The organism is Micromonospora sp. DT44, from assembly GCF_049841635.1.
GTDB lineage: Bacteria > Actinomycetota > Actinomycetes > Mycobacteriales > Micromonosporaceae > Micromonospora.
The window spans coordinates 15,317-41,129 of the sequence record NZ_JBNCKS010000056.1; the positions used below are offsets into that span (position 1 = coordinate 15,317).

Sequence of the window (25,813 nt, forward strand, 5' to 3'; positions counted from 1 at the left end):
GAATCATCCATCGAGAACTGTCAATATAACGTCGAGCGTCTGATGTTACCCCCGGGTAGGGGCGGTCGGGCCTGACCCTTCCATGCCCGCACTCGTGCCGATCGAGTGCTGGGCCTGGCTGTCACCGCAGATCGAGGATTGCGGACCCGCATCCAAACATCTATCTTCATACGTGTGATGTTTCCTCGATGTCAAGGAAATGTTTGCACCATAAAAACGCAAGTTCTTCAGCAGGCTGCGAAAGTGCGTCACTCAGCGCGTCGAACGGCCTACCGGCGGCCGTGCTGACCTCGTCGATGACTACTATCTGTAAGGGCTATCGGGATGTCAGATCCACCACCGGCACCGCTGCTGGCCCTGCGGGGCATCGGCAAGTCCTTCCTCGGTGTACGCGTCCTCGAGGGCGTCGACCTCGACGTCGCGCCGGGCGAGGTGCACGCCGTCGTCGGTGAGAACGGCGCCGGGAAGTCGACGCTCATGAAGATCGTCTCGGGCGGGTACGCCCCGGACGGGGGCACCGTCGAGTTCGCAGGTCAACCGCGCGCGTTCCACGGCCCCCGGGACGCGCAGCGCGCCGGCGTCGGCATCATCCACCAGGAATTCAACCTGCTGCCCGAGCGCACCGTCGCGGAGAACGTCTACCTGGGCCACGAACCGGTCCGGCGTGGGTTGGTCGACCGCCGCGCGATGCTCGACCGCACCCGCGAACTCCTCACCTCGATCGGCGAGACCGCCCTGCCGGCCGACGCCCGGGTCGGGCGGCTCGGCGTCGCCCAGCAGCAGGTCGTCGAGATCGCCAAGGCGCTCGCCCTGGACGCGCGACTGCTCATCATGGACGAGCCGACGGCGGCGCTGGCCGACCAGGAGGTCGAACTGCTCTACGGGCTGGTGCGCCGTCTCCAGGAGCGCGGCATCGGTCTGCTGTACGTGTCGCACCGGCTCACCGAGGTCTTCGACCTGTCCAGCCGGATCACCGTCCTCAAGGACGGTCGCCGGGTGACCACCGTGGACACCGCGAGCACGACCGCCGACGAATTGGTCCGGCACATGGTCGGCCGCGAGCTGTCCAGCTATTACCCCGAGCGGGCCGGCCCCGACGACCGTGGGCCGGTACGGCTCACCGTCCGCGGCGGGGGTAACCGCAAGCTGCGGGGAGTGGACCTCGAGCTGCGCGCCGGCGAGGTGCTCGGCGTCGGCGGCCTCCAGGGCTCCGGACGATCCGCGCTCGCCCGGGCGCTCTTCGGCGTGGCGCCGTTCACGACCGGCTTCGTCGAGCTGGACGGCGAACCGGTGCGGCTGCGCTCGCCGCGCGCCGCCATGCGGGCCGGCATCGCGTACGTGACCGAGGACCGCAAGGGCGAGGGCATCGTGGCACGGCAGTCGGTGCTCGACAACGCTCTGCTGGCCAGCCGGGCCGCCTTCGCGACACGGTCCGGTCGCGCCGCCCGCACGGCACGGGTACGCGAACTGCTCGCCGCCGTGGAGGTCCGCGCGGCCGGCGACGACCAGGAGATCCGCTTCCTCTCCGGCGGCAATCAGCAGAAGGTCGTGCTGGCCCGGTGGCTTGCCCTGAAACCCCGGATCCTGATCTTCGACGAGCCGACCCGGGGCATTGACGTGGGGGCGAAGTCCGCCATCCACGACCTCGTCCGCCGCCTCGCCAGCGACGGCGCGGCGGTGCTGATGATCTCGTCGGAGCTGCCGGAGCTGCTCGGTATGAGCGACCGGATCGTCGTCCTCCGCGATGGTCGGATCGCGGGCGAACTGCCCGCCGGCGCGACCGAGGAGGACGTCGTCGCCCTGGCCGTCGGCACCACCACGACCACCGTCCGGGAGGCTGTCTCATGACCGCCCTGTCGCTGCGTCCCGCCCGCCGTGCCGTGCCGGGCGTGTACGTGGCCCTTGCCCTCACCCTCGTCGTCGGCTGGCTGATCGTCATGCTCGACGGCGGTCAGCTCTTCAATCAGTCGACGACGGTGAGCCTGCTGCACGTCGCCGCCGGCCTCGGGCTCGTCGCCGTCGGGCAGACCCTGGTCATCCTCGGTGGGTCGCTCGACCTCTCCGTGGCGTTCGTGATCAGCCTCAGCACCCTGGTGGCGGCCGAGGCGATGAACGGCAGCGACGGCGCCCTGCTTCCGGCGATCGGGCTGGCGCTCGCGGTCAGCGCCGGCGTCGGACTGCTCAACGGGCTGCTCGTCACCAAGCTGCGGATCAACGCGTTCATCGCGACCCTCGGCGTCGGACTGCTGCTCAAGGGCTACCTCGACAACGGCTACGACGGCCCGGCCGGCGAGAGCGCGCCCGCTCTCGTCCAGACGCTCGGCTATCAGCGGGTCGGTCCGGTGCCGGTGTCCTTCCTGCTGCTGCTCGCCGTGACCGCGGCGGCCTGGTTCGCCCTCTCGCGTACCCGGTTCGGCCACCACCTGGTGGCCGTCGGGGGCGATCCGGAGGTCGCCCGGCTCTCCGGCGTCCGCAACGACCGGGTCCTCGTCACGGCCCACGTGCTGTGTTCCCTCTGTGCCGGGCTGGCCGGCGTCTATCTGGCCAGCCGGCTCGGCTCCGGCGCCCCACGGGTGGGCACCGAAGGGCTCTACGACCTGGAGTCCATCGCCGCGGTGGTCCTCGGTGGCACCGCCCTCGCGGGCGGGCGCGGGGGCGTCCTCGGCACGATCGGCGGCGTGCTGCTGCTCGCCAGCATCGACGCGGTCTTCAACCAGCTCGAGGTCGACGCGTTCTTCAAGCAGGTGATCCGTGGCGTGATCATCATCGCCGCGGTCGCCGTCTACGCCCGACGGGCCATGCGAAAGGCGGGGTCCTGACCATGCGGGTCGCCGAGCGCCGTCCGCTCACTTTCCGGATCCGCCCCGACGGGATCGCGCCGATCGCCGCGCTCCTGGCGGTGCTGCTGATCATCATCGCGTTCGTGCAACCCGACTTCCTCGCCCCCGGGTCGCTGATGTCGTTCCTGGGTCGCTCCGCGCCGATTATCCTGCTCGCCGCCGGTCAGTACTTCGTGATCGTCAGCGGGGAGTTCGACCTCTCGGTGGGCTCCCTCGTCACGGCGCAGGTCGTCGTGGCCGCCCGCCTCATCGACAGCGACCCGTCGCGCACCTGGCCGGTGGTCGCGTTGCTGCTCGTCGGCGGCGCGTTCGTCGGGCTGGTCAACGGTCTGGTCACCACGGTGCTGCGGGTGCCCTCCTTCATCACCACCCTGGGCATGTTCCTGATCCTCGTCGGCGCCGTGTACCTGTGGTCCGACGGCGCGCCGAAGGGCGGCCTCTCCGAGGAGTTCCGCCGGTTCGGTCGACGGGCCATCGAGGACGTGCCGCTGCTCGGCCGGATCCCGTACGCGCTGCTCGTGCTGGTGGTCGTCGCCGCGATCGCCGTGGTGCTGACGCGTTCGGACTTCGGCCGCACGCTCGTCGCCGTCGGGGACAATCCGCGCACCGCCGAGTTGAGCGGCGTACGCGTCGGTCTCACCAAGACGATCGCGTTCGTGCTCAGCGGTGTCGCGGCAGCGGTCGCGGCGATCCTGCTCGGCGGGTACAGCGGTGTGTCGTTCCAGGCCGGCGTCGGCCTGGAGTTCGCCGCGATCACCGCCGTCGTGCTTGGCGGGGTCGCCCTCGGCGGCGGTCGCGGTTCGGTCGTCGGGGCGATGCTCGGCGCACTGACCCTCGAGACGCTCTTCGCGCTGATGAACTTCACCGGCGTCTCCGGTGCCCTCAGATCGACCGTCCAGGGCATCATCATCCTGCTCGCCGTGGCGGTCTCGGCTTCGCGTTCCTCCTCCTCAAGATAAAGGTGATTCGATGAGACGATCCATGACCGCCCTGGCCGCGGCCGGTGTGCTGACGCTGGCCGCCGCCGGGTGCGCCACGGACGAGCCGACCGCGTCCCCGTCCGGCAGCGCGTCCGCCGCCCCTGGGTCGGGCACCGGGGAACAGTCCAAGTTCTTCGTGCAGGCCGACTACGACAACGAGCTGGCGCTGCTCGACGCCGCCCCGACGGGCCCGGCGGACAAGCCGTGGGAGCAGGTGCTCAACCCGAAGATGGTGGACACCGCCAAATTCAAGAAGGCCGGTCCGCACAAGATCTGCTTCTCGAACGCGGCGCTGAACAACCCGTGGCGGCAGGTCGGGTTCAAGACCATGCAGGCCGAGGTCGAGGCGCAGCGTTCCCGCATCAGCGAGTTCGTGCACGTCGACGCCGAGGGCAAGGACCAGAAGCAGATCGCCGACATCAACGATCTGCTCGGCAAGAGCTGCGACGCGCTCATCGTGTCGCCGAACACCACCGCCACGCTCACCCCGGCCGTCGAGGCTGCCTGCAAGGCCGGCCTGCCGGTGGTCGTCTTCGACCGGGGCGTCAACACGACCTGCCCGGTGACGTTCATCAACCCGGTGGGTGGCTACGGCTTCGGCCACGTCGGCGCGAAGTTCGTCAGCCAGAAGATGAAGCCCGGCGGCAAGCTGCTGGCGCTGCGCATCCTGCCCGGCGTCGACGTGTTGGAGACCCGCTGGTCGGCCGCGAAGATCGCGCTGGACAAGGCGAAGGTCGACGTCGTGGGCGTGGAGTTCACCGACGGCGACCCCGCCAAGACCAAGAAGATCGTGAACGACTACATCCAGCGGTACGGCAACATCGACGGGGTCTGGATGGATGCCGGAGCGGTCGCCGTGGCGGCGGTCGAGGCGTTCCAGGACGCCGGCAAGCCCGTGCCGCCGATGAACGGCGAGGACCAGCTCGACTTCCTGAAGCTCTGGAAGGACAAGCAGCTCACCGCCATCGCGCCGACCTACCCGACGTACCAGTGGCGGACGCCGATCATCGCGGCGCTGAGCATCCTCGACGGTACCCAGGTCTCCAGCCCGTGGAAGCTGCCGCAGCCCACGATCACCCAGGACAACCTGGACCAGTACCTCGACGCGAGCATGCCGCCGCTGCACTATGCGATGTGCGGCTGCCGCGACCTGCCCGGCTATCCCCAGCGCTGGAAGTAGGTCGCGGTGTACGCCATTGGCGTCAACCCCTGGGTGTGGGCCTCGCCGGTCGACGACGAGGCCCTCGCCCGGTTGATCCCGCGGATCGCCTCGTTCGGGTTCGACGCGGTCGAACTGCCGATCGAGCAGCCCGGCGACTGGGATCCCGTCCGCACGCGGGACCTGCTGGCCGAGCACGGCCTCGCCGCGGCCGGGGTCTGCGCGGTCACCCCGCCCGGGCGGGACCTGGTGGACACTACGCCGGCCGTCGTCGAGTCGACCGTCGCGTACCTCATGGGGTGTGTGGCGAGCGCGGCGGCGGTCGGCGCGCCCTGCGTCGGCGGCCCGGTGTACGCGGCCGTCGGACGTACCTGGCGGATGTCGACGGCGGCCCGCGCGGCCTGCTACGCCGACTTCCGGCGGGCGCTCGCGCCGGTCGCGGACCGGGCCGGCGAGTGTGGCGTGAGCGTCGGTGTCGAGGCGCTGAACCGCTACGAGACGAGCGTGGTCAACACCGTCGAGCAGACGATCGAGATGATCGACGGCCTGCCCCCGAGCGTCGGCATCATGATCGATACGTACCACATGAACATTGAGGAGGCAGACCCTTACGCGGCCCTCGCGCTGGCCGGTCCGCACATCAAGCACGTCCAGGTCAGCGGTACCGATCGGGGCGCTCCCGGCACGGACCACTTCGACTGGCCCCGCTTCTTCTCCGTCCTGCGGGGCACCGCCTACCGAGGTGCGGTCTGCATCGAGTCGTTCACGGCCGACAACGCGACCATCGCCACCGCGGCGTCGATCTGGCGGCCCCTGGCCCCCACCCAGGACCGCCTCGCCGTCGACGGCCTGCACCACCTCCGCAAAGTCGTCGCCTGACCGGGCGTCGGCACGCCCATTTTGTTAGCGCTAACCCCACCACCCCACCTCTACCCCCCAGGAGACCGTCCCGTGTCCGTCTCATCCATCGCTGTGGCGCGCAGGCTCCTCGCCGGCGCCGCCACGGCGGCACTGACCGCTCTGGTCGCCATCACCGCCTCGGCCACACCGGCCGCCGCGGCGACCACCACCCTCTACGCGTCCCCGTCCGGCGGCGGCAGTACCTGCTCCGCCAGCCAGCCGTGCTCGCTGGCCGGCGCCCAGGCCGCCGTCCGGACGCTCAACAGCTCCATGTCCGGCGACATCGTCGTGGAACTGGCCGACGGCGTGTACCGGCTCACCTCGCCGCTGCGGCTGACCGCCGCCGACTCCGGCACAGGCGGCTACCAGGTGATCTGGCGGGCGGCCGCCTCGGCCCGCCCGACGATCAGCGGCGCGCGGGCGGTCACCGGCTGGTCGCTCGTCGACTCCGCGAAGAACATCTGGCGGGCCAGCGTCCCCACCGGGCTGGACAGCCGCCAGCTCTACGTCAACGGCGCCATCGCCACCCGGGCGCGTACCGCCGTCAACCGCGCCGACTTCACCTTCACCACCAGCGGCATGCGGTTCAGCAACAGCGCGCTGAGCTACCTGAACAACGTCGGTAACCAGAGCCGGGTCGAGGTGGAGAGCGTCGGCTCGTTCACCGACCGGTACTCGCCCGTGCAGAGCATCAGCGGGAACTTCCTGACGATGCAGCAGCCGGCGTGGAACAACAACACGTTCGGCTTCGACACCCTGTCCCGTCCGCACCGGGCCGGCCCGTTCTACCTGGCCAACGCGTACGAGTTCCTCGACTCGGCGGGGGAGTGGTATCTCAACCCGGGCAGCGGGCAGCTCAACTACATCCCGCTCGCCGGGCAGAACATGAACAGCGTGAGCGTGGAGCTGCCGCAGCTTCAGTCCCTGGTCAACGTGGGCGGCACGTACGACGCGCCCGCGCACCACATCTCGTTCAGCGGCATCACCTTCACCGGTACGAGCTGGCTCGGCCCGAGTAGCAGCAACGGCTTCGCCGACCAGCAGACCGGCGCCCACATCGTCGGCACCTGGGCCCGCCCGTCCGACGCGTTGACCTCCTGCCAGGAGGGTTGCCCGCTGTTCGAGGCCACCCGGCCGAGCTGGGCCCAGATGCCCGCGGCCGTGCAGGTGTCGGCCGCCAACACCATCTCCTTCAGCGACTCCCAGTTCGTCAACCTGGGTCAGACGGCCATCGGCATCGGCAACGACGCCAACGCCCACGCGAGCGGTGTCGGCCTGGGCACCAGCAACATCACGGTCACCCGTTCCGAGATCGCCCGCAACTCGGCCGGCGGCATCGTGGTCGGCGGTGTACGCGCCGACGCCCACCACCCCGGCGACCAGCGGATGGTCAACCGGAACGTCACCATCAGCAATAACCGCGTGCACGACCTGGGCGTGGAGTACCGGGGCGTGGTGTCGATCCTGACCACCTACGTCAACACCTCGCTGGTCTCGCAGAACGAGGTCTACAACATGCCGTACACCGGGCTGTCGGTCGGCTACGGCTGGGGCGCCAACGACGCCGGTGGCAGCCAGCACTACGCCAACCGGGGCCTCTACAACTACCAGCCGCGCTACTCCACGGCCACCACCGCGTCGAACAACCAGGTCATCGGCAACTACGTGCACGACGTGATGCAGCAGATGACCGACGGCGGGTGCATCTACACGCTCTCGGCGAACCCGGGCGGGACGATCAACCAGAACTACTGCCTGCGGACGAACGGCTGGTTCGGGCTCTACTTCGACGAGGGCTCGCGTTACTACACCGCCCGCAACAACGTGTTCTCCTCCACCGGCACCTGGGCCACCGCGAACTACTACTACGCGGAGAACATGGGCAACTTCACCGTCACCAACAACTGGTCGACCAACGGCAGCACCAACGTGACGAACGGCGACCGGGGCAACGTGGTCAACAGCAACGTCACGGTCTCCAACGGGAACTGGCCGTCCGGCGCGCAGTCCGTGATCGCGGCGGCCGGCGTCCAGAGTGGCGGCAGCACCGATCCGCAGAGCGGGCAGATCGTGGGCGTCCAGTCGGGCCGCTGCGCCGAGATCGGCGGATCCGTCACGACCAACGGCACGCAGGCCCAGCTCTGGGACTGCATCAGCGGGGCCACCAACCAGCGGTGGACGGTGACCGCCAGCCGGCAGCTCATGGTGTACGGCAACAAGTGCCTGGACGCCTCCGGCGCGGGCACCGCCAACGGCACCAAGGTGGTGATCTGGGACTGCAACGGCCAGGCCAACCAGCAGTGGAACGTCAACGCCAGCGGCACGATCACCGGCGTGCAGTCGGGCCTCTGCCTGGACGCGAACGGCGCCGCGACGGCGAACGGCACGAAGCTCATCCTCTGGTCGTGCAACGGCGGCACCAACCAGCAGTGGCAGTTGCGCGGCTGAACCAGGGCTCGTCCCGGCAGGCGGTCCCCGTCGGTCACCCGAGACCGACGGGGGCTGCCCCTGCCCGTCGACCGCCGGCCGAGCCCATCCTCAATACGTCGAGACATGGAAGCAGTTGAATTCGTCGAAACGGCTCCGTAATATGACCGGCGTCTGCTGTTAACGCTAACAGTGGTCGTGCTCATGACGGAGCCCGCCTCATCCGGGCGGCCGTCCTCCGTGGATGGCACTATCGAAAGGACGCTCCCGTATGAAGCGAATCCGAGCCCGTCACTGGGGGCGGGCAGCGGCGGCCGGGCTCCTCGTGGCCGCCGCCCTCGTGGGCCTGCGGGCCCCCGGGGCCCAGGCGCTGGAGAACGGCGTCGCCCGGACACCCCCGATGGGGTGGAACAGCTGGAACTCCTTCGGTTGCAACATCAACGAGGGGTTGATCCGGCAGACCGCCGACGCGATGGTCAGCAACGGAATGCGCGATCTCGGCTACCAGTACGTCGTGGTCGACGACTGCTGGTTCAACCCGAACCGCGACAGCTCCGGCAACCTCCAGGGCGACCCGACCCGCTTCCCGAGCGGAATGAAGGCGCTCGGCGACTACCTGCACGCCCGGGGGTTGAAGTTCGGCCTCTACCAGGTGCCGGTGGACAAGACCTGCGCCCAGTACTTCAACAGCTACCCCGGCGCGACCGGCAGCCAGGGTCACGAGGCGCAGGACGCCCGGCAGTTCGCCGCCTGGGGCGTCGACTTCCTCAAGTACGACTGGTGCTCGCCGAACGGCAGCATCAACGACCAGGTCACCACGTTCGCGAAGATGCGCGACGCGCTGGCCGCGACCGGCCGGCCGATCGTCTACAGCATCAACTCCAACAGCATCCACGCCAAGACCGGCCCGCAGCGCAACTGGGGCGACGTGGCGAACATGTGGCGCACCACCGAGGACATCACCAACGCGTGGGACACCGGCCAGACCAATGGCTACCCGATGGGCATCCAGAACATCATCAACGTGACCGTCCCGCTGGCCTCGTACGCGCGCCCCGGTGGATTCAACGACCCGGACATGATGGAGGTCGGCCGGGGCGGTATGAACGACACCGAGATGCGCAGCCACTTCGCGATGTGGGCGATGATGGCCTCGCCGCTGATCGCCGGCAACGACGTCCGCAACATGAACGCCGCGACGCAGACGATCCTCAAGAATGCCAACCTGATCGGCATCAACCAGGACGCCCTGGGCTTGCAGGCCGGCCAGGTGTCGTTCGACGGCACCCGTCGCGTGCTGGCCAAGCGGCTGGCCAACGGTGACGTCGCGGTCGCGCTGTTCAACCAGAGCGGTTCGACGACGACGATCTCCACGACGGCCGCCGCCGTTGGCAAGTCCGGCAGCTCCTTCACCCTGGTGGACGCCTGGAACAACACCACCAGCACGAGCACCGGCTCCATCTCCGCCAGCGTCCCGGCGCACGGCACGGTGGTGTACCGGGTCAGTGGCGGCGACACCAGCACCCCGCCGCCGACCACGCCGCCGCCGACCACCACGCCGCCGCCGACCACCTCCTTCGCGCTGGCGAGCGTTGCCTCCGGCCGCTGCCTGGACGTCCCGCAGAGCAACACCACCAACGGCACCCAGCCGGTGATCTGGGACTGCAACGGGGCTGCCAACCAGCGGTGGACGGCCAACGGGCAGATCCTCCAGGCGCTCGGCAAGTGTCTGGACGCACCCACCAACGCCAGCGCCGGCAGCAAGGTCCAGATCTGGGACTGCAACGGCGGCGCCAACCAACGGTGGACGTTCAACTCGAACGGCACGATCAGCGGAGCGTCGTCGGGCCTCTGTCTCGACGTCAACAACAACGCGACCGCCAACGGCACCACGGTGCTCCTCTGGACCTGCACCGGGGCCTCCAACCAACGCTGGACCCGGCGCTAGCCACACCGCGCTGACAGCTCGACAGGTCCGGTCCGGGGCGGCACGGCCCCGGACCGGACCTGTCGTCGTCCGGCCCGGTGAAGCCGGGCGCGGACGTGTACCGGTGCGGGCCCGCCCCGTGGAGGGCGTACCCGGATCAGGAGGCGGGAGGCGCGAGGGACCGGCGTCGGCGCAGCGGCATCGCGACGAGCGACGGTTCGGCGGCCCCGCCGTCCAGGAGCAGTTCGACCGCGCGCCTCCCCATCTGCTCGTGCGGTAGCGCGGTGGTCGCGAGGCTGGGACGTAGCCAGGCGGCGATCGGATCGTCGTCGAACGAGATCACCGAGATGTCGTCCGGGACGGTCAGGCCCGCCTCGCCGAGTGCCTGGTAGGCGCCGAACGCCAGCCGGTCGTTCATGCAGATGATGGCGCTTGGTCGTTGGGGCCGGTTCAGCAGGGCGCGGGTGGCGGCGTAGCCGTGCTCGGGCAGCCACTCGATGCAGAAGGACTCCGCCAGGAGGGTGACGCCCGCGTCGCTCAGCGCCTGCTGGATGCCGTGCAGGCGGGCCCGGGCGGCGAGGGAGATCTCCTGGTCGCCCTCCTTGATCCGGTTGCGGCCGATGAGCCCGATGGCGTCGCGGTGGCCGTACTCCAGCAGGGCGGTGGCGACCGCGCGACCGGCCCGGTCGTCGTCGGGAAGCACGCAGGGCAGGTTGTCCGAGCTGGTGGCGTTGAGCAGCACCACCGGGCCGCCGAGGATGGCGGGGGGCACCGTGAGCCGCCGGGTGGCCATCGCCGCGTAGATCACCCCGTCGACCTGCCGGTCGAGCATGGCCTCGATGGCGTACTGCTCGAAGGTGGCATCGCCCTGCGTCTCGGTGATGAGCAGCACGTGGTCGCGTTCCCGGGCCGCGTCGAGTGCGCCGCGGATGAGGCCGCCGGCGAAGCGGGTGGTGGCGACGATGTCGGAGACGAACGCGATGGTCGCGGTCTTGCGGGTACGCAGGCTGCGTGCCGCCAGGTTGGGCCGGTAGCCCAGCTCCTCGGCGGCGGCGAACACGCGCTGGTGTGCCTCGGCCGAGAGCCGGGTGCCCTCCCTGCCGTTCAGCACCATCGACGCGGCGGTCTTGGACAGCCCGGCCCGCCGTGCGACGTCGGCCAGGGTTGCTCTGTTGCGGCCCATCAGTCCTCCGAATCAGGCGCGGCGCCACGGGCTCCCGCTCCCGCCCATCATGATGCGTCGGCGCTCGGAGCCCGGCCCCGGTCGGGTCGGGCGTGGTGTGAACCCGATGTTTCCGGACCGTTGCCAGGTTGTCCTTGACAGCCTCCGGTGTCACGCGCATGCTCTGCTAAATCAGTTTAGCGGCCACTTTTGGCGCGTCGGAAGACGCCGTCGGTCGCCTGCTGAGTCGGTACGCGAGCGCGGCGGCGCGAGGTGGTCACGGTGTACGTGTCGTGGCTGCCCGCCCGTCGCGAAGGTCCCGGTGGAGCCGTCGCGCGGCCGTGGGTCGTGGGACGCGCGGAGGAACATAGGAGTCATGACATGGCACATACGCTGACGACATTCCCGCGACGCGGCGCGCTGGTCCTCGGACCGCTGCTGGTGCTGGGGCTCGCCGCCACGGCGTGCAGCGCGCCCGGAGCCGACCGGTCGTCGACCGCCGGGCCCGACGCCGCCGTCAAGACGGACCTGGGCACCGAGCCGGTCACTCTCCAGATGTACGCGGAGACCGGCTTCCCGCTGGCCAAGGCACTGGCCGACGAGTTCTCCAAGCAACACCCGAACGTCACGTTCAATATCCGCGAGGACCAGTTCACGGTCATCGTGGAGAACGCACCGCGCGTGATGGCCTCGGACAACGCGCCCGACATCATCCGGCTTCCCACGATGGTCGACCTCGTGAAGGACGACCTGCTCAAGAACCTCGACCCGTACGTCACCGCGTACGGCTGGGACAGGTTCCCCGCCTCGCAGCTCGTGCAGTTGCGCGTCGGCGACGAGACGCGGGGCGTCGGATCGCTCTACGGCATGGGGCTCGGCTACAGCGTCACCGGAGTCTTCTACAACAAGAAGCTGGCCGCCCAGGTCGGCATGTCCCAGCCGCCGGCCACGGTCGCGGAGTTCGAGCAGCTGCTGGCGAAGGCGAAGACCAGCGGGGTCCAGCCGATCATGCAGTTCAACAAGAACACCGCGGGCATCAACTTCCCGCACCAGGCGCTGCAGAACCAGTTCGGCGACCCGGCCCAGGTGGCCGACTGGATCTTCCAGAAGCCGGGAGCCACCTTCGACACGCCGGCCGCGCTGAAGGCCACCCAGACCATCCAGAAGTGGGCGCAGGCCGGCTACTTCACCAAGGACGCCAACGCCCTGGACTACGCGGGCATGGTCGGGCAGTTCCAGAAGGGCAACGGCCTGTTCATGTTCAACGGCGACTGGGAGTCGGCGAACCTCGACAAGACGATGCCCGGCAACGTGGGCTTCTTCCTGTTCCCCGGCGAGGCCCCCGGCGCCAAGCACGTGGCGATGTCCGCCCCCAACACCTTCGGGGTCTCGGCCAAGGCCAAGAACCCGGACGCCGCCGCGTTCTTCCTGAACTGGGTCCACACCAACGCCAAGGCGCGGGAGATCGCCGTGACGGTCGGCGGGTCCAGCCCGGGCGGCCCGAGCGACCTTCCGGTGCCGGCCGCCGCCCCGAACACCGTGCTGGCCGAGACCCTCAAGGCGGCGCAGCAGCTCGGTGCCGAGAACGGCGCGGTCGACTTCACCGCGAACGCGACCGGCGGCATCTTCGCCGCCGCGATCACGCCCGAGATGCAGAAGCTGGTCGCCGGCCAGCAGACGCCCGAGGGGTACGTCAAGGCGGTCCAGGCCGAGTACGAGAAGGAACTGTCCCGATGACGTCTGCCCTCGGCAGCGCACCACCAGGGCGGGACGGCCGGGTGTCGTCCGTGGGTCGTCCCGCCCGTCCCGCGGCCGCGCGGGCCCACCGACGCCGGTGGGCCCGCGCGGCCGGGACCGGCTGGTTGTTCGTCCTGCCCGCCTTCGTGATGTACGCGGTCTTCGTCCTGCGGCCCCTCGCCCTGACCGTCCAGTACTCGCTCTACGACTGGAACGGGATCGGGGTCGCCCGCTGGGCGGGCCTGGACAACTACGTCACGGTCTTCACCGACAGCGACCTACTGAAGATCATCTCCAACGCGATCATTCTGATCGTCTTCTTCAGCCTCATCCCGGTCGCGCTCGGGTTGCTGGTGGCGAGCGTGGTCCGCCGGATCACCACCGGCGCGTTCGGCACCGTGGTCCGGACGATCCTGTTCCTACCCCAGGTCATTCCCCTGGTGGCGGCCGGCATCGCGTGGAGTTGGCTGCTCTCGACCAACGGGCTGGTCAACCAGGTGCTGCGCGCCGTCGGGCTGGGTGGCGTGGCCCGCGCCTGGCTGGGCGACTTCGACACCGCGCTGCCCGCCGTCGGGGTGATCGGGGCGTGGGTCCTGCTCGGCCTCTGCACGATCCTGCTGGTGACCGGGATGAGCAAGATCGATCCCGCGCTCTACGAGGCCGCCCGTCTGGACGGCGCGGGCCCGGTCCGCGAGTTCCTCGCGGTGACCCTGCCCAGCCTGCGTCAGGAGATCGGGGTCTGCCTCACCGTCACGATCATCGCCGCGTTGGCCAGCTTCGACATCGTCTACATCTCCACCAGCGGCGGACCGGGACTGCAGACCACCGTCCCCGGTCTGGAGATCTACCGGCTGGCCTTCTCGCAGCGTCAGGTGGGGTTGGCCTCGGCGCTCGCCGTCGTACTGATGTTCCTGGTGCTGGCCTTCGTGCTGCCGATCCAGCGACTGACCCGGGGGGAGAAGCCGTGAACCTGAGCCGACGTGAGCAGCTGACCGGTCGGGTCTTCCTGATCGCCCTGATCCTCGTAACCCTGCTGCCGTTCGGGAGCATGCTCTCGGCTGCCCTGCAACCGCGCGGCACCGTGCCCGACGGTCTCGCCTGGCCGTCGGACCCGCAGTGGGGCAACTTCGCCGACGCGTTCACCGCCGCCAACATGGGCGCACTGCTGCGCTCCAGCCTGCTCATCGTGGCGGGCGTCGTACCGGTGTCCGTGCTGATCGCCACCATGGCCGGTTTCGGGCTGGGTCAGTTGCGGGTGCCCGGCGGCCGGCTCGTCTTCGGTCTGCTGCTGCTCGGCCTCACGCTGCCCTTCGAGGCCGTCGTCACCCCGCTCTACTACCAGATGCAGGACCTCGGCCTGCTCAACACCCGGTGGGCCATCATCCTGCCGCTGATCGGCCTCTACATGCCGTTCGCGGTGTTCTGGATGCGCGCCCACTTCACCAACGTGCCGGTCGAGCTGTCCGAGGCCGCCCGGGTGGACGGCAGCAGCACCTGGCAGCTGTTCTGGCGGGTCCAGGTGCCGCTGGCCCGCCCGGCCATCGCCTCGCTGACGATCCTGATGTTCCTCTGGACGTGGAACCAGTTCCTGCTCGCGATCGTGCTGGTCGACGACGCCACCAAACGCACGATGGCCGGAGCGCTCGGCGCGTTCCAGGGCCAGTGGGGCACCGACCTGGTGCTGCTGTGCGCTGGCTCGCTGCTGATCCTCACACCTACCCTCATCGTGTTCCTGATCTTCCAGCGACAGTTCATCAAGGCCCTGATCCAGGGCTCACTGAAGGGATAGGCAGTGGCCACGCAGCCGCAGATCCACGGCGACGTCGACGAGCGCTACGGGCGCGTCGCCGACGCGTTCCGCGACAACTTCACCCTCCGCGGTGAGGTCGGCGCCGCGGTCACCCTCTACGTGCGCGGCCGCAAGGTCGTCGACCTGTACGGCGGGCTGGCCGACACCCGCACGGGGCGCCCCTGGACGCCGCACACGCCGGTCGTCGTCTTCTCCTGCACCAAGGGGATCCTGGCGATCTGCGCGTACCTGCTCGCCCAGCAGGGACGCCTCGACCTCGACGCGCCCGTGACGCGTTACTGGCCGGAGTTCGGTCAGCACGGCAAGGCGGACATTCCCGTGCGGTGGCTGCTCACCCACCAGTCCGGCCTGCCGGCGCTGGACCGGCCGCTGACCCTCGACGAGGTGCTCGCGTGGGACCCGGTCATCGCGGCGATCGAGGCGCAGACCCCACTGTGGCAGCCGGGTACGGCGCACAGCTACCACTCGATGACCTACGGGTGGCTCGTCGGCGAGGTCATCCACCGAGTCACCGGTCAGCTCCCCGGCGCGTACTTCCGCGACACCGTCGCCGGCCCGCTGGGACTGCGTACGTGGCTCGGGCTGCCCGCCGCCGAGCGCGACGGCGTCGCCTGGAATCTGGCCCCACCACCGGACGCCGATCCGTTCGTCGACCCGGTCGCTGAGCGGGGGATCACCATGGGCGGCGCGTTCGCCTTCCCCGCCGACGCCGACGGTCTGGTCAGCTTCAACGACCCGGACATCCAGGCGGCCGGCATTCCGGGTGCGGGTGCGGTGAGCACCGCGGACGGCCTCGCCCGCCTCTACGCGGCCTGCGTGTCCGACGTGGGCGATGGACCCCTGCTCACCGGGGCGTCGGTCGACGACGCGGTCGTCGTCCGCTCGCGGGGGCAGCAACGGCACGGCCCGCCCGACACCGGCCAGCGCTGGGGCACCGGCTTCCTGCTGCACTCCGAGCCGGCCCGGCCGCTGCTGGGGGAGCGCAGCTTCGGCCACGACGGGGCCGGCGGCAACCTCGCCTTCGCCGACGCGTACCACGAGGTGGGGTTCGGTTACGTGGTCAACCAGATGTACGGCGCGGGCGACGAGCGCGCCAACCGGCTCGCCGCCGCCGTCCGCTCCTGCCTCGACGCCTGAGGCGGGCACAGGCGAGCACCCCCGGAGCAGCGCGGTCATCCGCGTCGCCCCGGGGGTGCCCAGGGGGTGAGCTGAGAGGGGACGGGTCAGCTCGCGGTGCAGGTCGGAGTGGCGGACGGGCCGGCGCCGGTGCCCTGGAAACCGAACTCCGTGCTGCCGCCCGCGCCGATCTGGCCGTTGTAGTCGACGTTGCGGAAGTCCACCGCGCCCGAGGAACCGCTGGCCTGCGCGCTCCAGGTGTTGGTGACGGCGGCGCCCGAGGGCAGCGTGATCCGGACCGACCAGCCCCGGACGGCCGTCGAGCCGGCGTTGACCTTGACCGTGGCGACGAAGCCACCGTTCCAGGAGTTCAGCGACACCGAGGCGGTGCAGCCGCTACCGGTGGGCGGAGGAGTGGTCGGCGGAGGAGTGGTGGGCGGAGGAGTGGTGGGCGGCGGCGTGGTCGGGGTGCCGGTGCCCGCGTTGAGGGCGTTGAGGACGGAGGTGTACGCCGCCTTCTTGTTGCCCGACCGGTCGAACAGCAGCGGGTTGTCGTTACTGCGCCACGAGTCGCTGTCCCGGACCCCCCACACCGTGATGCCGGTGCAGCGGGGGATGGCCATGCAGGCCCGGGTCACCTGGGCGTAGGCGTTGGCCTGGTTGGAGCCCTGTGCGATGTCCAGCTCGGTGATCTGGACGTCGACGCCGAGGTCGGCGAAGCGTTGCAGGTTGGCCTGGTAGTCACCCGGCACTGTGGTGCCCAGGTGGGACTGGAAGCCGACGCAGTCGATCGGTACGCCGCGGGACTTGAAGTCGCGCACCATGTTGTAGATGCCGGTTGACTTCGCGTTGATGCCGTCGGTGTTGTAGTCGTTGTAGCAGAGCTTGGCGCCCGGGTCGGCGGCGCGGGCGGCGCGGAAGGCCACTTCGATCCAGTCGTTGCCGGTGCGCTGCAGGTTCGAGTCACGCCGCCCGCCGGAGCCGCCGTCGGCGAACGCCTCGTTCACCACGTCCCAGGCGTAGATCTTGCCCCGGTAGTGGGTGGCGACCTGGGTGACGTGGTTGATGGCGGCGTTACGCAGCGCGGTGCCGGACATGCCCTGCGCCCAACCCGGCTGCTGCTGGTACCACAGCAGCGTGTGGCCGCGGACGATCATGCCGTGCGACTGGGCGTGGGCGACGATCTGGTCCCCGCCGCTGTAGTTGAACCGACCCTGCTGGGGCTCGGTGGCGTCCCACTTCATCTCGTTCTCGGGAGTGAGCTGGTTGAACTCCCGGTTCACGATGCCAGCGAACTGGCTGTCGGACAGCTTGAAGGCGGGTACCGCGGCGCCGTAGTAGCGGCCCTTCTCGGCCGACGAGGCGCCCAGCGTGGTGCCGGCGTTGGCGGTCGAGGTCACCGCCACCGTCGCGGCGACCGCCGCGAGGGTGGCCGCAAGCGGCACCAGCACCCGACGGCCCCGGAACCGGGGTCGCGGTGCGCGTTCGTCGGGGATCTTGTCCATGGTCCTGCCTTTCGACAAATGGTGGCGGCGGAGTCGAGGTCGGGCTGCCCGCCCGGCAAAGGGCTGCCGGGGGTCGTACCGGGCGAGATTCGGCGGTGCCCGGGACGGTCCGACGGGTCGACAGCGGTGCTACCTGCGGGGTAAACGTCACGATGGACTGCCGCGTGCGCGGACGCGGGAATGACGTACGCCGGACAGGTGTGACTCGGACAGCTCACCGGCCGTCGACCGGGTCGTGGGACCCGATGCCCTTCGAGGTGCCGGTGGTTCCGAACGGGAGGGACGTGCCCTCGACTCCTTGGCGGAACATAGCATGTTATCGATAACATGCTCAAGGCGACCGGTGGCCGTGCGGCAGACCCCGCCGCTGACGACGTCGGTGGCCGTCCCGGACCGGAGGCGGTCAGCGGGTTTTTTGGTCGGACGTATCGTGCCCGAAGTGCGAATAACGATGCCACAACATGCCGGTAAGACCTTGGCAACACGAGTGTGACCATGGCAAGGTAACGCCTGATCATTGCAAACATCTGATCTATCGTGCGGGCAATGCGGGGCGTGGCTCGTGCGTGACTTCCTGGGGAGGTCCGGTTGCGAGCGAGAGCGTCAATCACCGGCGGCGGCGCGTGCCGAGCCGGGAGAGACACAGTGGACGACGGTCGGGCCCGGCGATGAGCGCCGTCGAGGCGACCGATCAGGCCCACAGCGGCGCGCTCAGCGACTGGTTGCGCGAGCGGATCTCCCACGCGCTGTCCGAGTTCACCGCCGCGACCGCGCTCGTCGTCCTGTTCGTCGCGCTGAGCTTCGCCAGTCCTTACTTCCTGACCGCGGACAACCTGTTCAACATCGGCGCGCAGACCGCGGTGATCGCCATCATCGCCGCCGCGCAGACGATGGTCATCATCACCAAGGGCATCGACCTGTCGGTCGGCTCGGTCGCCGCGCTCGCCGGCGTGGCGGGCGCGATGGTCGTACGGGACCTGGGTTTTCCGCTCCTCGCGGCCACGGCGGTCGCGATCGGTGTCGGCGCCCTGGCGGGTCTGCTGAACGGGCTGCTGGTCACCGTCGCCCGGATACCCCCGTTCATCGCGACCCTGGGGACGATGTCGGTCGGCCGAGGGCTGGTCTTCATCATCACCGGCGCGGTCGGCGTCTACGGGCTGCCCAAGTCGTTCCAGCTCCTGGGCAACGGCGAGATCATCGGCATTCCGTTCGCCGTCGTGATCACCGCCCTGGTCGCCGTCGGGGTCGCCTTCCTGCTCTCGCAGACCCGTTTCGGGCAGTACACCTACGCGATGGGTTCCAACCTGGAGGCGGCCCGCCGCTCGGGCATCCCGGTGGGCCGCTACCTGACCTACGTGTACGTCCTGGCGGGTGTCCTGGTCGGCCTCGGCGGCATGATCGCCGCCTCCCGGGTCAACTCCGGGCAGCCGAACTACGGCATCTCGCTGGAACTCGACGTCATCGCCGCCGCGGTCATCGGCGGCGCCAGCCTGTTCGGCGGGCAGGGCCGGATCGTGGGGACCATCATCGGCGCCTTCCTCATCGCCCTGGTCCGCAACGGCGCCGTCCTGCTCGACATCAGCATCCACTACCAGCAGGTGATCGTCGGCCTGATCATCTGGGCTGCCGTCTACTTCGACCAGTACCGCCGTCGGCGGCTGGAGTCACGGGGCTGACATGCCGTTCCCGCAGCTCAACCGAGGAAGGACGCACACCATGGCACACACCACCACTCGCCGACGTCCAAGAGGCCACTTCCTGCGTGCGCAGGCGATCATCGCCGCCGCCGCCGCGGCCGCTCTGCTCAGCGCCTGCGGCGGGGTCGAGGTCCGCGACGGAGGCGACGGCGCGACCAAGGACGCCTCCGGGCCGTTGAAGCTCGCCGTCGTGCCCAAGGCCGTCGGGGCCGACTACTGGAACACGGTGAAGGCGGGCGCCGAGTGCGCCGCGCAGCGCGCCGGTAACGTCACCGTCCAGTGGGACGGGGTGACCACCGAGACCGACGTCGAGGGTCAGGTCAACCTGATCCAGAACTTCGTCACCAAGAAGGTCGACGGGATCGTCTACGCGGCCACCGACTCCCGCGCGTTGGCACCGGCCACCGACCAGGCGATCGGCGCGAACATCCCGGTCGCGATGATCGACTCGGGCACCAGCCCGCAGCCGTCGAGCGTGCCGCTCTTTGCCACCGACAACAAGGCGTCGGCCGTCGAGGCGGCCAAGCTGCTCGCCACCGAGCTGGGCCCCGGCAACCACGACGTGGCGCTGGTGGAGTTCCAGCCCGGCTCGCAGACCAACACCGAGCGGGTCGACGGCTTCAAGGAGGGCCTCAAGCAGTTCCCCAACCTCAAGCTGGTCGGCCAGCAGCCCAGCCGCAGCGACGTCAACGAGGCGCGGCGGGTCACCGAGAACATCCTCACCGCGAACCCCAACCTCGCCGGCATCTTCGCCGCCAACGAGCCGAGCGTGCTCGGCGCCGCGCAGGCCATCCAGGCGGCGGGCAAGTCCGGCAAGGTGGTCATCATCGGTTGGGACGCCGCCCCGGACGAGATCGCCGGACTGCGCAACGGCCAGATCTCGGCGCTGGTCGTGCAGAATCCCTTCAAGATGGGCTACTTCGGCGTCGACAAGATGGTCAAGCACCTCCGGGACAAGGCGCCGCTGGCGTCGGCGGACACCGGCGTCACCTTCGTCACCAAGAAGAACATCGACTCGCCGGAGATCAAGGCGGTGCTCGAGCCCAGCTGCGCCAACCCCCCGGTGCAGTGATGGCGACGACCTCCGCGCCGACGACCGACAACGACCAGCGGCGGTCTCCCGAGGAGCCGCCGGTGCTCGAAGCCCGGGGGATCGTCAAACGGTTCGGCCACGTCGAGGCGCTGCGTGGCGCCGACTTCACGGTCCATCGGGGCGAGGTCGTCGCCCTCATCGGTGACAACGGCGCCGGCAAGAGCACGCTGGTCAAGACGCTCTCCGGCGTGCACGCGCCGGACGAGGGCGAAATCCGGATCGGCGGTCGCCCGGTCCACTTCGCCACTCCGGTGGACGCCCGGCGCGCGGGGGTGGAGACGGTCTACCAGGATCTCGCGGTCGCCGACGACCTCAGCGTCGCCGCCAACCTCTACCTCGGGAGGGAGATCCTGCGGTCCGGGCCGCTCGGTCGGCTGGGGCTACTCGACAAGCGCGCCATGCGGCAGGGTGCCGCCGCGGCCCTCGACGAGTTGGGCGTACGGATCCCACGGGTCACCACGCCGATCGCGATGCTCTCCGGCGGGCAGCGGCAGTGCGTCGCGGTGGCGCGCGCGATCATCTGGGCGACGAACGTGGTCATCCTCGACGAGCCCACCGCGGCGCTGGGCGTCGTGCAGACCGAGCGGGTGCTGGACGTCGTACGGCGGGCTCGTGAGGCGGGCATGTCGGTGGTGCTGGTGAGTCACAACATGCCGCAGGTTCTGGAGATCGCCGACCGGGTGGAGGTGCTGCGTCTCGGCCGGCGGGCGGCCCGGCTGCGCGCCGACGAGGTCAGCACCGACGATCTGGTCGCGGCGATGACCGGAAGCAAGGGCTCGGAGCGGGACGAGCGGTGACGGCTCTCGCCCGCCCGTGAGCGCGCGCGGTGCACCGGGAACGGTGCCACCGACGAGCGGCACGGGCGGGCGATCAGTCGACGGCGCCGGTCACCCCTCGTCGGGCAACCCCTGGAGCGACTCCTCCACACCGATCAGGTGGTTGGCCATCCGGGTGCGGGCCCGCTCCGGGTCGCGCGCCCGGAGGGCCTTCAGGATCGCCACGTGCTCGTCGTGGGTACGCCGGTCCGCGCCCTCCTCGTGCAGGCTCCGCCAGAGCCGCCCGCGCAGGGTGCGCCCGGCGAACGCCTCGATCAAGCCGATGAGCACCGGGTTGTCGGCGTGTGCGGCGATGATCCGGTGGAACGCGATGTCGATTTCCATGATGCGCTCGTGGTCCTGCGGTGACCGGCCGGCGATCCGGGCCGCCTCGTCGAGCAGTTCGGCGGCCTGCGCCAGGGCCTCGTCGGTGATCCTGGTCGCGGCCAACCGGGCGGCCTCGCACTCGAGCAGGCGGCGGACGGTGTGGATGTGCCGTCCGTCGCCCTGCCCCTGGAAGTCGACCACGAAGCCCATCGGGGCCAGCAGTTGCGGCGCGTCGAGGTTCGTGACGTACGTGCCGTCCCCCTGGCGGATGTTGACGATGCCGAGGATCGACAGCGCGGACATCCCCTCGCGCAGCGAGCCCCGCGAGACGCCGAGGGATTCGGCGAGGTCCTTCTCGATGGGCAGCCGGTCCCCGGGCTTGAACGTCCCTTCCAGGATCATCCGCTTGATGCCGTTCACGACCTCGTCGGTGCGGGACATGACACCTCCTAGCGGCCGGCGGGGGTGGCGGCTCCACCCGCGATGACGTACGGCTCCGGAGATGACACGGTAGCCGCCTCGGCCGAGGCCCAGTAGCGGCCGTCCGGGAACCGGTACCGTTCGATCGACTCGGGGTGCATGCGGGTGGAGTAGCCGGGCGTGTCGGGCAGGACGTATCCGCTGCCCCAGCCGGTGTTCCGGATGACGCACGGATCGGTGAAGTGCTCGTGCAGGTGGTCGACGAACTCGGTGACGCGGCCGGTGAGATCCCCCGACACCGCGACGTAGTCGAGCACCGACACGTGTTGGACCATCTCGCAGAGCCCGACGCCGCCCGCGTGCGGGCACACCGGGACGCCGAACTTCGCGGCGAGCAGCAGCACCGCGACGATCTCGTTGACGCTGGCCAGCCGGCCGGTGTCCAACTGGCAGAAGTCGATGGCCTCGGCCTGGAACAACTGCTTGAACATCACCCGGTTGTGGCAGTGCTCGCCGGTGGCGACGCCGACGGGAGCGACGGCGCGGCGTACGGCCGCGTGGCCCAGGATGTCGTCCGGGCTGGTCGGCTCCTCGATCCACAGTGGTGTGAAACGGGCCAGCGCCTTGACCCACTCGATGGCCTGGTCGACGTCCCACACCTGGTTGGCGTCGAGCATCAGGTTGCGGTCCGGGCCGAGGATCTCCCGGGCGATGGTGCACCGGCGGATGTCGTCGTCGAGGTCGGCGCCCACCTTGAGCTTGACGTAACCGTAGCCGGAGTCGACGGCCTCCTGGCACAGTCGGCGCAGCTTGTCGTCGCCGTACCCGAGCCAGCCCGCCGAGGTGGTGTAGGCCGGGTAGCCGGTACGTGCCAGCTCGGCGAGGCGGTCGGCCTTCGTGCTCTGCTGGGCCCGCAGGATGTCCAGCGCCTCGTCCCGGGTCAGCGCGTCGGACAGGTAACGCAGGTCCGCGATGTCGACGAGTTGTTCGGGGGACATGTCGGTGAGCAGCCGCCACAGCGGCTTGTCGGCCAGTCGCGCGACCAGATCCCAGGCCGCGTTCAGCACGGCCGCCAGGGACAGGTGGACGACGCCCTTCTCCGGGCCGAGCCAGCGCAGCTGGGTATCGGAGGTGAGCAGGCGGTAGACCGCGCCCATGTCGGCGGCCATCGTGGCGACGTCCAGGCCGACCAGGCGGTGGGCCTGGTGGGCCGCCGCCGCCACGACGATGTCGTTGCCCCGACCGATGGTGAAGGTGAGGCCGTGGCCGGCCAGCGGTACGCCGGCGCTGTCGACGCCGTCGGTGTGCAGGATGACGTAGGCCGCCGAGTAGTCGCCGTCCTTGTTCATGGCGTCGGACCCGTCAGCGGTCAGCGAGGTGGGAAAGCGGACGTCCTCGACGGTGACGCCAGTGATCTGCGGCATGCGCTCCTCGCCCGGCTCGGCTAAAGATCAGATGATCATTCGGAGTATACGGAGGGCGGTTTGGATGCGTCAACGACGCCGTCGGGCCTATACGCATAGACATCGAACGTTTCCTCGTGCTTCCCGCGACGGACCGCGCCGCTTGCTCGGCGGCGGCTCACGCCGTTGCGGTCCCGGTGCGGTAAGGGAACCTGTGAGTTGCGGGGAAGGTTCGACGTTCACAATCGCGGCCGGTTGAACCGACACGGCGAGCTGCCACCATCGAATCGATACATCACATCTTTCGACGAGCGGACGCCGGACGTGCGGGATGCCGGTGAGCGCGGCGGAAAGCCGACGTCTCCGCACGGTACAACTGTCTGACGCACCAGACCCGCGACACCATGGAGAGAAGATCGGAGCCCGACCGTGGCCGAGACGACCCTGCGACCGATGAGCCCCGGCGACGCGGACCGCGTCCTGGCGATCTACCAACTCGGCCTCGACGGCGGGGACGCCAGCTTCGAGGTCACCGCACCGACCTGGGCGGCGTTCGACGCCAGCCGGATCGCCGCGCACCGGTTCGTAGCGGTCGCCGACGGCCTCGTCCTCGGCTGGGTCGCCGTCACGCCGACGTCGAGCCGCCCGGTCTACGCCGGCGTCGTCGAGCACTCCGTCTACGTCGACCCGGCGGCTCAGGGGCGCGGGGTCGGCCGGCTGTTGCTCGACGCGCTGATCGCCTCGACCGAGGGCGCCGGCATCTGGACGATCCAGTCCGGCATCTTCCCCGAGAACACCGCCAGCCTGGCCCTGCACCGACGGGCCGGCTTCCGTGTCATCGGCGTACGCGAGCGGATCGGCCGCCACCACGACCGCTGGCGCGACGTCGTCCTGCTGGAACGCCGTAGTCCCACCGTCGTCTGACCGGAACCCGTCCGCGCGCGGACACCCCCGCGGCGTCCGCCCGGCACCGGGTCCGCGGCCGCCACCACCGTCATCGTCGGCTGGCGCAGGCGACGCAGGTACGCGCCGACGGGCGGGCCGCGAGCCGTTCGGCGGGGATCGGGCGGGAGCACCGTTCGCAGACGCCGTAGGTGCCCGCCGCGACGCGGCTCAGCGCCTCGTCGAGTCCGGCGACGCGTCGACGGGCCGCGGCCAGCACGGCGCTCAGTTGTGCCCGCTCGAACGCGATCGTGCTGCCCTCGGGGTCGTGTTCGTCGTCGGCGTTCGAGGACCGGGACGCCTCGAACAGGCTCCGCAGGTCGCCCTCGAGCGCGGCGATCTCGGCGGTGGTCTCGTCGCGTCGGCGGTGCAGATCCGCACGAATCGCGCTGGGCTCGGTGTCCATGACGGTTCCACGCTACGCGCGCGGAACGATCGTGGGGTCAGCGTTCGGAGCGCACCTGGACGCGATGCGGCCGACCGTGCGCGTCCTCCCGGTCGATCCGTAACTCCCGCTCCAACTCGCCGATGACCGCGCGCAGGTCGTCCAGCCGCTGGGTGAGCGCGATGCGGTCCACCTCGTCGGGGATGCCGTCACCGTCCTCGTCGTAGCCGGGGGCCAACCGCTCGGTCATCTCCAGACGACGTGCCTCCTCCATCGAGTTCACGATGACCGCGATGAGGATGTTGAGCAGCAGGTTGACGGTGATCACCACGTAGCTGACGTAGTAGAGCAGCGTCCACGGCGAGATGGCCAACCCCTGCTCGATGAGGTCCGGCAGCGTCTCCAGTGACAGCAGCACGAACAGCGTCAGCAACGACCTGCCGATGTCCCCGTACTCGTCGGGATACCGGTCGCCGAAGATCAGCCAGCCGGCCATCCCGTACACGTAGAGCGTCACCACGGCCAGCGCGAGGAATCCGGTGACGCCGGGCAGACTGCGCCACAGCGCGGAGACGATGGTCCGCAGGCCCGGCGAGAACCGCACCAGCCGGACCATCCGGGCGACCCGCACCACGCGCAACAGCGCCGCGTCGCCGTGCAGGCCCGGAACGAAGATGGCGGCGATCACGAGGAAGTCGAAGACGTTCCAACCGTGCCGGAAGAAGTCCTGTGGACGCCGGCCGTACGCGGCCAACCGGACGCCGATCTCGATGGTGAAGACGGCGCGGAAGAACAGCTCCAGCCCGTGCAGCGCGCCGGTCGCGGGGAACAGCCCCTCGTGCGTCTCCAGCCCGAGGACGATCCCGTTGGCGAGGATGACGACGACGATGCCGATCTCGAAGGGCCGCGAGCCGGCGAGCCGTGCGCAGGCGTCGGCCAGCGGATGTCGACGACCGTCGGGACGTGAGCGGTCACCTCGCTGAGCGGGAGCGGACGGTCCGCTCACCGGGCGGCCGATCCGTAGGTGGGTGCCGAGGTCGCCGCGCGGGCCCACCTCCGGTCGTCGTGGCGGGGCGGAACCATGGCGACCACCCTAGATGATCGATTCCAAGGGATGTGGGACCGCAAGTAGACGCGAGGGCGTCCATGATCGGCGTTGTCTAGGCAA

Annotated in this window: 21 protein-coding genes; 15 read left to right on the plus strand and 6 right to left on the minus strand. The window is 69.8% G+C overall.

Translation table 11 applies throughout. From position 1 onward, the window contains the following. Positions 1-324 precede the first annotated feature (324 nt). The 7 genes from ACLQ25_RS26420 (at position 325) to ACLQ25_RS26450 (ending at position 10,254) form a co-directional block, all read left to right on the plus strand. Positions 325-1,848 (plus strand): sugar ABC transporter ATP-binding protein, encoded by a 1,524-nt coding sequence (locus ACLQ25_RS26420; RefSeq protein ID WP_425733493.1) that lies wholly within the window; start codon positions 325-327, stop codon positions 1,846-1,848. Continuing rightward, a complete protein-coding gene (locus tag ACLQ25_RS26425) occupies positions 1,845-2,819 on the plus strand; it encodes an ABC transporter permease (RefSeq protein ID WP_425733494.1) in 975 nt (324 codons plus the stop codon). The genes ACLQ25_RS26420 and ACLQ25_RS26425 overlap by 4 nt, the downstream gene beginning before the upstream one ends. Before the next feature lie 2 nt (positions 2,820-2,821). Then, the gene (locus ACLQ25_RS26430) at positions 2,822-3,799 is read left to right on the plus strand and encodes an ABC transporter permease (protein ID WP_425733495.1); all 978 of its coding nucleotides are present in this window, start codon (positions 2,822-2,824) and stop codon (positions 3,797-3,799) included. 10 nt (positions 3,800-3,809) lie between these two features. After that, positions 3,810-5,000, plus strand: coding sequence for a substrate-binding domain-containing protein (locus ACLQ25_RS26435; protein ID WP_425733496.1), 1,191 nt, complete (start codon positions 3,810-3,812; stop codon positions 4,998-5,000). A 6-nt stretch (positions 5,001-5,006) separates the two neighbouring features. Further along, positions 5,007-5,858, plus strand: coding sequence for a sugar phosphate isomerase/epimerase family protein (locus ACLQ25_RS26440; RefSeq protein ID WP_425733497.1), 852 nt, complete (start codon positions 5,007-5,009; stop codon positions 5,856-5,858). A gap of 72 nt (positions 5,859-5,930) precedes the next feature. After that, positions 5,931-8,327, plus strand: coding sequence for an RICIN domain-containing protein (locus ACLQ25_RS26445; RefSeq protein WP_425733498.1), 2,397 nt, complete (start codon positions 5,931-5,933; stop codon positions 8,325-8,327). Between the two features lie 250 nt (positions 8,328-8,577). Next, a complete protein-coding gene (locus ACLQ25_RS26450; protein WP_425733499.1) occupies positions 8,578-10,254 on the plus strand; it encodes a glycoside hydrolase family 27 protein in 1,677 nt (558 codons plus the stop codon). 136 nt (positions 10,255-10,390) lie between these two features. Here the strand turns inward: ACLQ25_RS26450 and ACLQ25_RS26455 are convergent, their stop codons facing one another. After that, the gene (locus ACLQ25_RS26455) at positions 10,391-11,416 is read right to left on the minus strand and encodes a LacI family DNA-binding transcriptional regulator (protein WP_425733500.1); all 1,026 of its coding nucleotides are present in this window, start codon (positions 11,414-11,416) and stop codon (positions 10,391-10,393) included. A gap of 360 nt (positions 11,417-11,776) precedes the next feature. Between ACLQ25_RS26455 and ACLQ25_RS26460 the strand changes: the two genes are divergently transcribed. Genes ACLQ25_RS26460 through ACLQ25_RS26475 form a run of 4 tightly spaced genes read left to right on the plus strand, consistent with a single transcriptional unit; the run spans position 11,777 to position 16,079 of the window. Then, positions 11,777-13,132, plus strand: coding sequence for an ABC transporter substrate-binding protein (locus tag ACLQ25_RS26460; protein WP_425733501.1), 1,356 nt, complete (start codon positions 11,777-11,779; stop codon positions 13,130-13,132). Then, the gene (locus ACLQ25_RS26465) at positions 13,129-14,100 is read left to right on the plus strand and encodes a carbohydrate ABC transporter permease (protein ID WP_425733502.1); all 972 of its coding nucleotides are present in this window, start codon (positions 13,129-13,131) and stop codon (positions 14,098-14,100) included. Before ACLQ25_RS26460 ends, ACLQ25_RS26465 begins: the two co-directional genes overlap by 4 nt. Then, positions 14,097-14,921 (plus strand): carbohydrate ABC transporter permease, encoded by an 825-nt coding sequence (locus ACLQ25_RS26470; RefSeq protein ID WP_425733503.1) that lies wholly within the window; start codon positions 14,097-14,099, stop codon positions 14,919-14,921. The genes ACLQ25_RS26465 and ACLQ25_RS26470 overlap by 4 nt, the downstream gene beginning before the upstream one ends. Positions 14,922-14,924: 3 nt before the next feature. Then, positions 14,925-16,079: a serine hydrolase domain-containing protein gene (locus ACLQ25_RS26475; protein WP_425733504.1), complete on the plus strand. Its 1,155-nt coding sequence runs from the start codon at positions 14,925-14,927 to the stop codon at positions 16,077-16,079. An 86-nt stretch (positions 16,080-16,165) separates the two neighbouring features. Here ACLQ25_RS26475 and ACLQ25_RS26480 read toward each other — a convergent pair whose 3' ends face one another. Then, positions 16,166-17,563: an endo-1,4-beta-xylanase gene (locus ACLQ25_RS26480; protein ID WP_425733505.1), complete on the minus strand. Its 1,398-nt coding sequence runs from the start codon at positions 17,561-17,563 to the stop codon at positions 16,166-16,168. Positions 17,564-18,231: 668 nt separating this feature from the next. Here ACLQ25_RS26480 and ACLQ25_RS26485 point away from each other — a divergent pair. Genes ACLQ25_RS26485 through ACLQ25_RS26495 form a run of 3 tightly spaced genes read left to right on the plus strand, consistent with a single transcriptional unit; the run spans position 18,232 to position 21,150 of the window. Next, on the plus strand, positions 18,232-19,239 hold the full coding sequence (locus ACLQ25_RS26485; protein ID WP_425733506.1) for an ABC transporter permease: 1,008 nt from the start codon (positions 18,232-18,234) through the stop codon (positions 19,237-19,239). Positions 19,240-19,279: 40 nt separating this feature from the next. Then, positions 19,280-20,332 (plus strand): ABC transporter substrate-binding protein, encoded by a 1,053-nt coding sequence (locus tag ACLQ25_RS26490; protein WP_425733507.1) that lies wholly within the window; start codon positions 19,280-19,282, stop codon positions 20,330-20,332. Then, a complete protein-coding gene (locus ACLQ25_RS26495) occupies positions 20,332-21,150 on the plus strand; it encodes an ATP-binding cassette domain-containing protein (RefSeq protein WP_425733508.1) in 819 nt (272 codons plus the stop codon). Before ACLQ25_RS26490 ends, ACLQ25_RS26495 begins: the two co-directional genes overlap by 1 nt. A gap of 90 nt (positions 21,151-21,240) precedes the next feature. On the opposite strand, the gene ACLQ25_RS26500 is transcribed toward ACLQ25_RS26495, so the two are convergent. After that, complete coding sequence (locus ACLQ25_RS26500) at positions 21,241-21,936, minus strand: FadR/GntR family transcriptional regulator (RefSeq protein WP_355050045.1); 696 nt, start codon at positions 21,934-21,936, stop codon at positions 21,241-21,243. An 8-nt stretch (positions 21,937-21,944) separates the two neighbouring features. Beyond that, positions 21,945-23,339 carry an enolase C-terminal domain-like protein gene (locus tag ACLQ25_RS26505; RefSeq protein WP_425733509.1) on the minus strand — a complete coding sequence of 465 codons (1,395 nt, stop codon included), beginning with the start codon at positions 23,337-23,339 and terminating at the stop codon, positions 21,945-21,947. A gap of 408 nt (positions 23,340-23,747) precedes the next feature. Between ACLQ25_RS26505 and ACLQ25_RS26510 the strand changes: the two genes are divergently transcribed. Beyond that, positions 23,748-24,242 carry a GNAT family N-acetyltransferase gene (locus tag ACLQ25_RS26510; protein WP_425733510.1) on the plus strand — a complete coding sequence of 165 codons (495 nt, stop codon included), beginning with the start codon at positions 23,748-23,750 and terminating at the stop codon, positions 24,240-24,242. Positions 24,243-24,312: 70 nt separating this feature from the next. Here ACLQ25_RS26510 and ACLQ25_RS26515 read toward each other — a convergent pair whose 3' ends face one another. Together ACLQ25_RS26515 and ACLQ25_RS26520 are read right to left on the minus strand one after the other, a co-directional pair. After that, positions 24,313-24,666, minus strand: coding sequence for a TraR/DksA family transcriptional regulator (locus tag ACLQ25_RS26515; RefSeq protein ID WP_425733511.1), 354 nt, complete (start codon positions 24,664-24,666; stop codon positions 24,313-24,315). 37 nt (positions 24,667-24,703) lie between these two features. Next, positions 24,704-25,651, minus strand: a complete 948-nt coding sequence (locus ACLQ25_RS26520; RefSeq protein ID WP_425733512.1) for an ion transporter — start codon at positions 25,649-25,651, stop codon at positions 24,704-24,706. Positions 25,652-25,813: the final 162 nt, after the last annotated feature.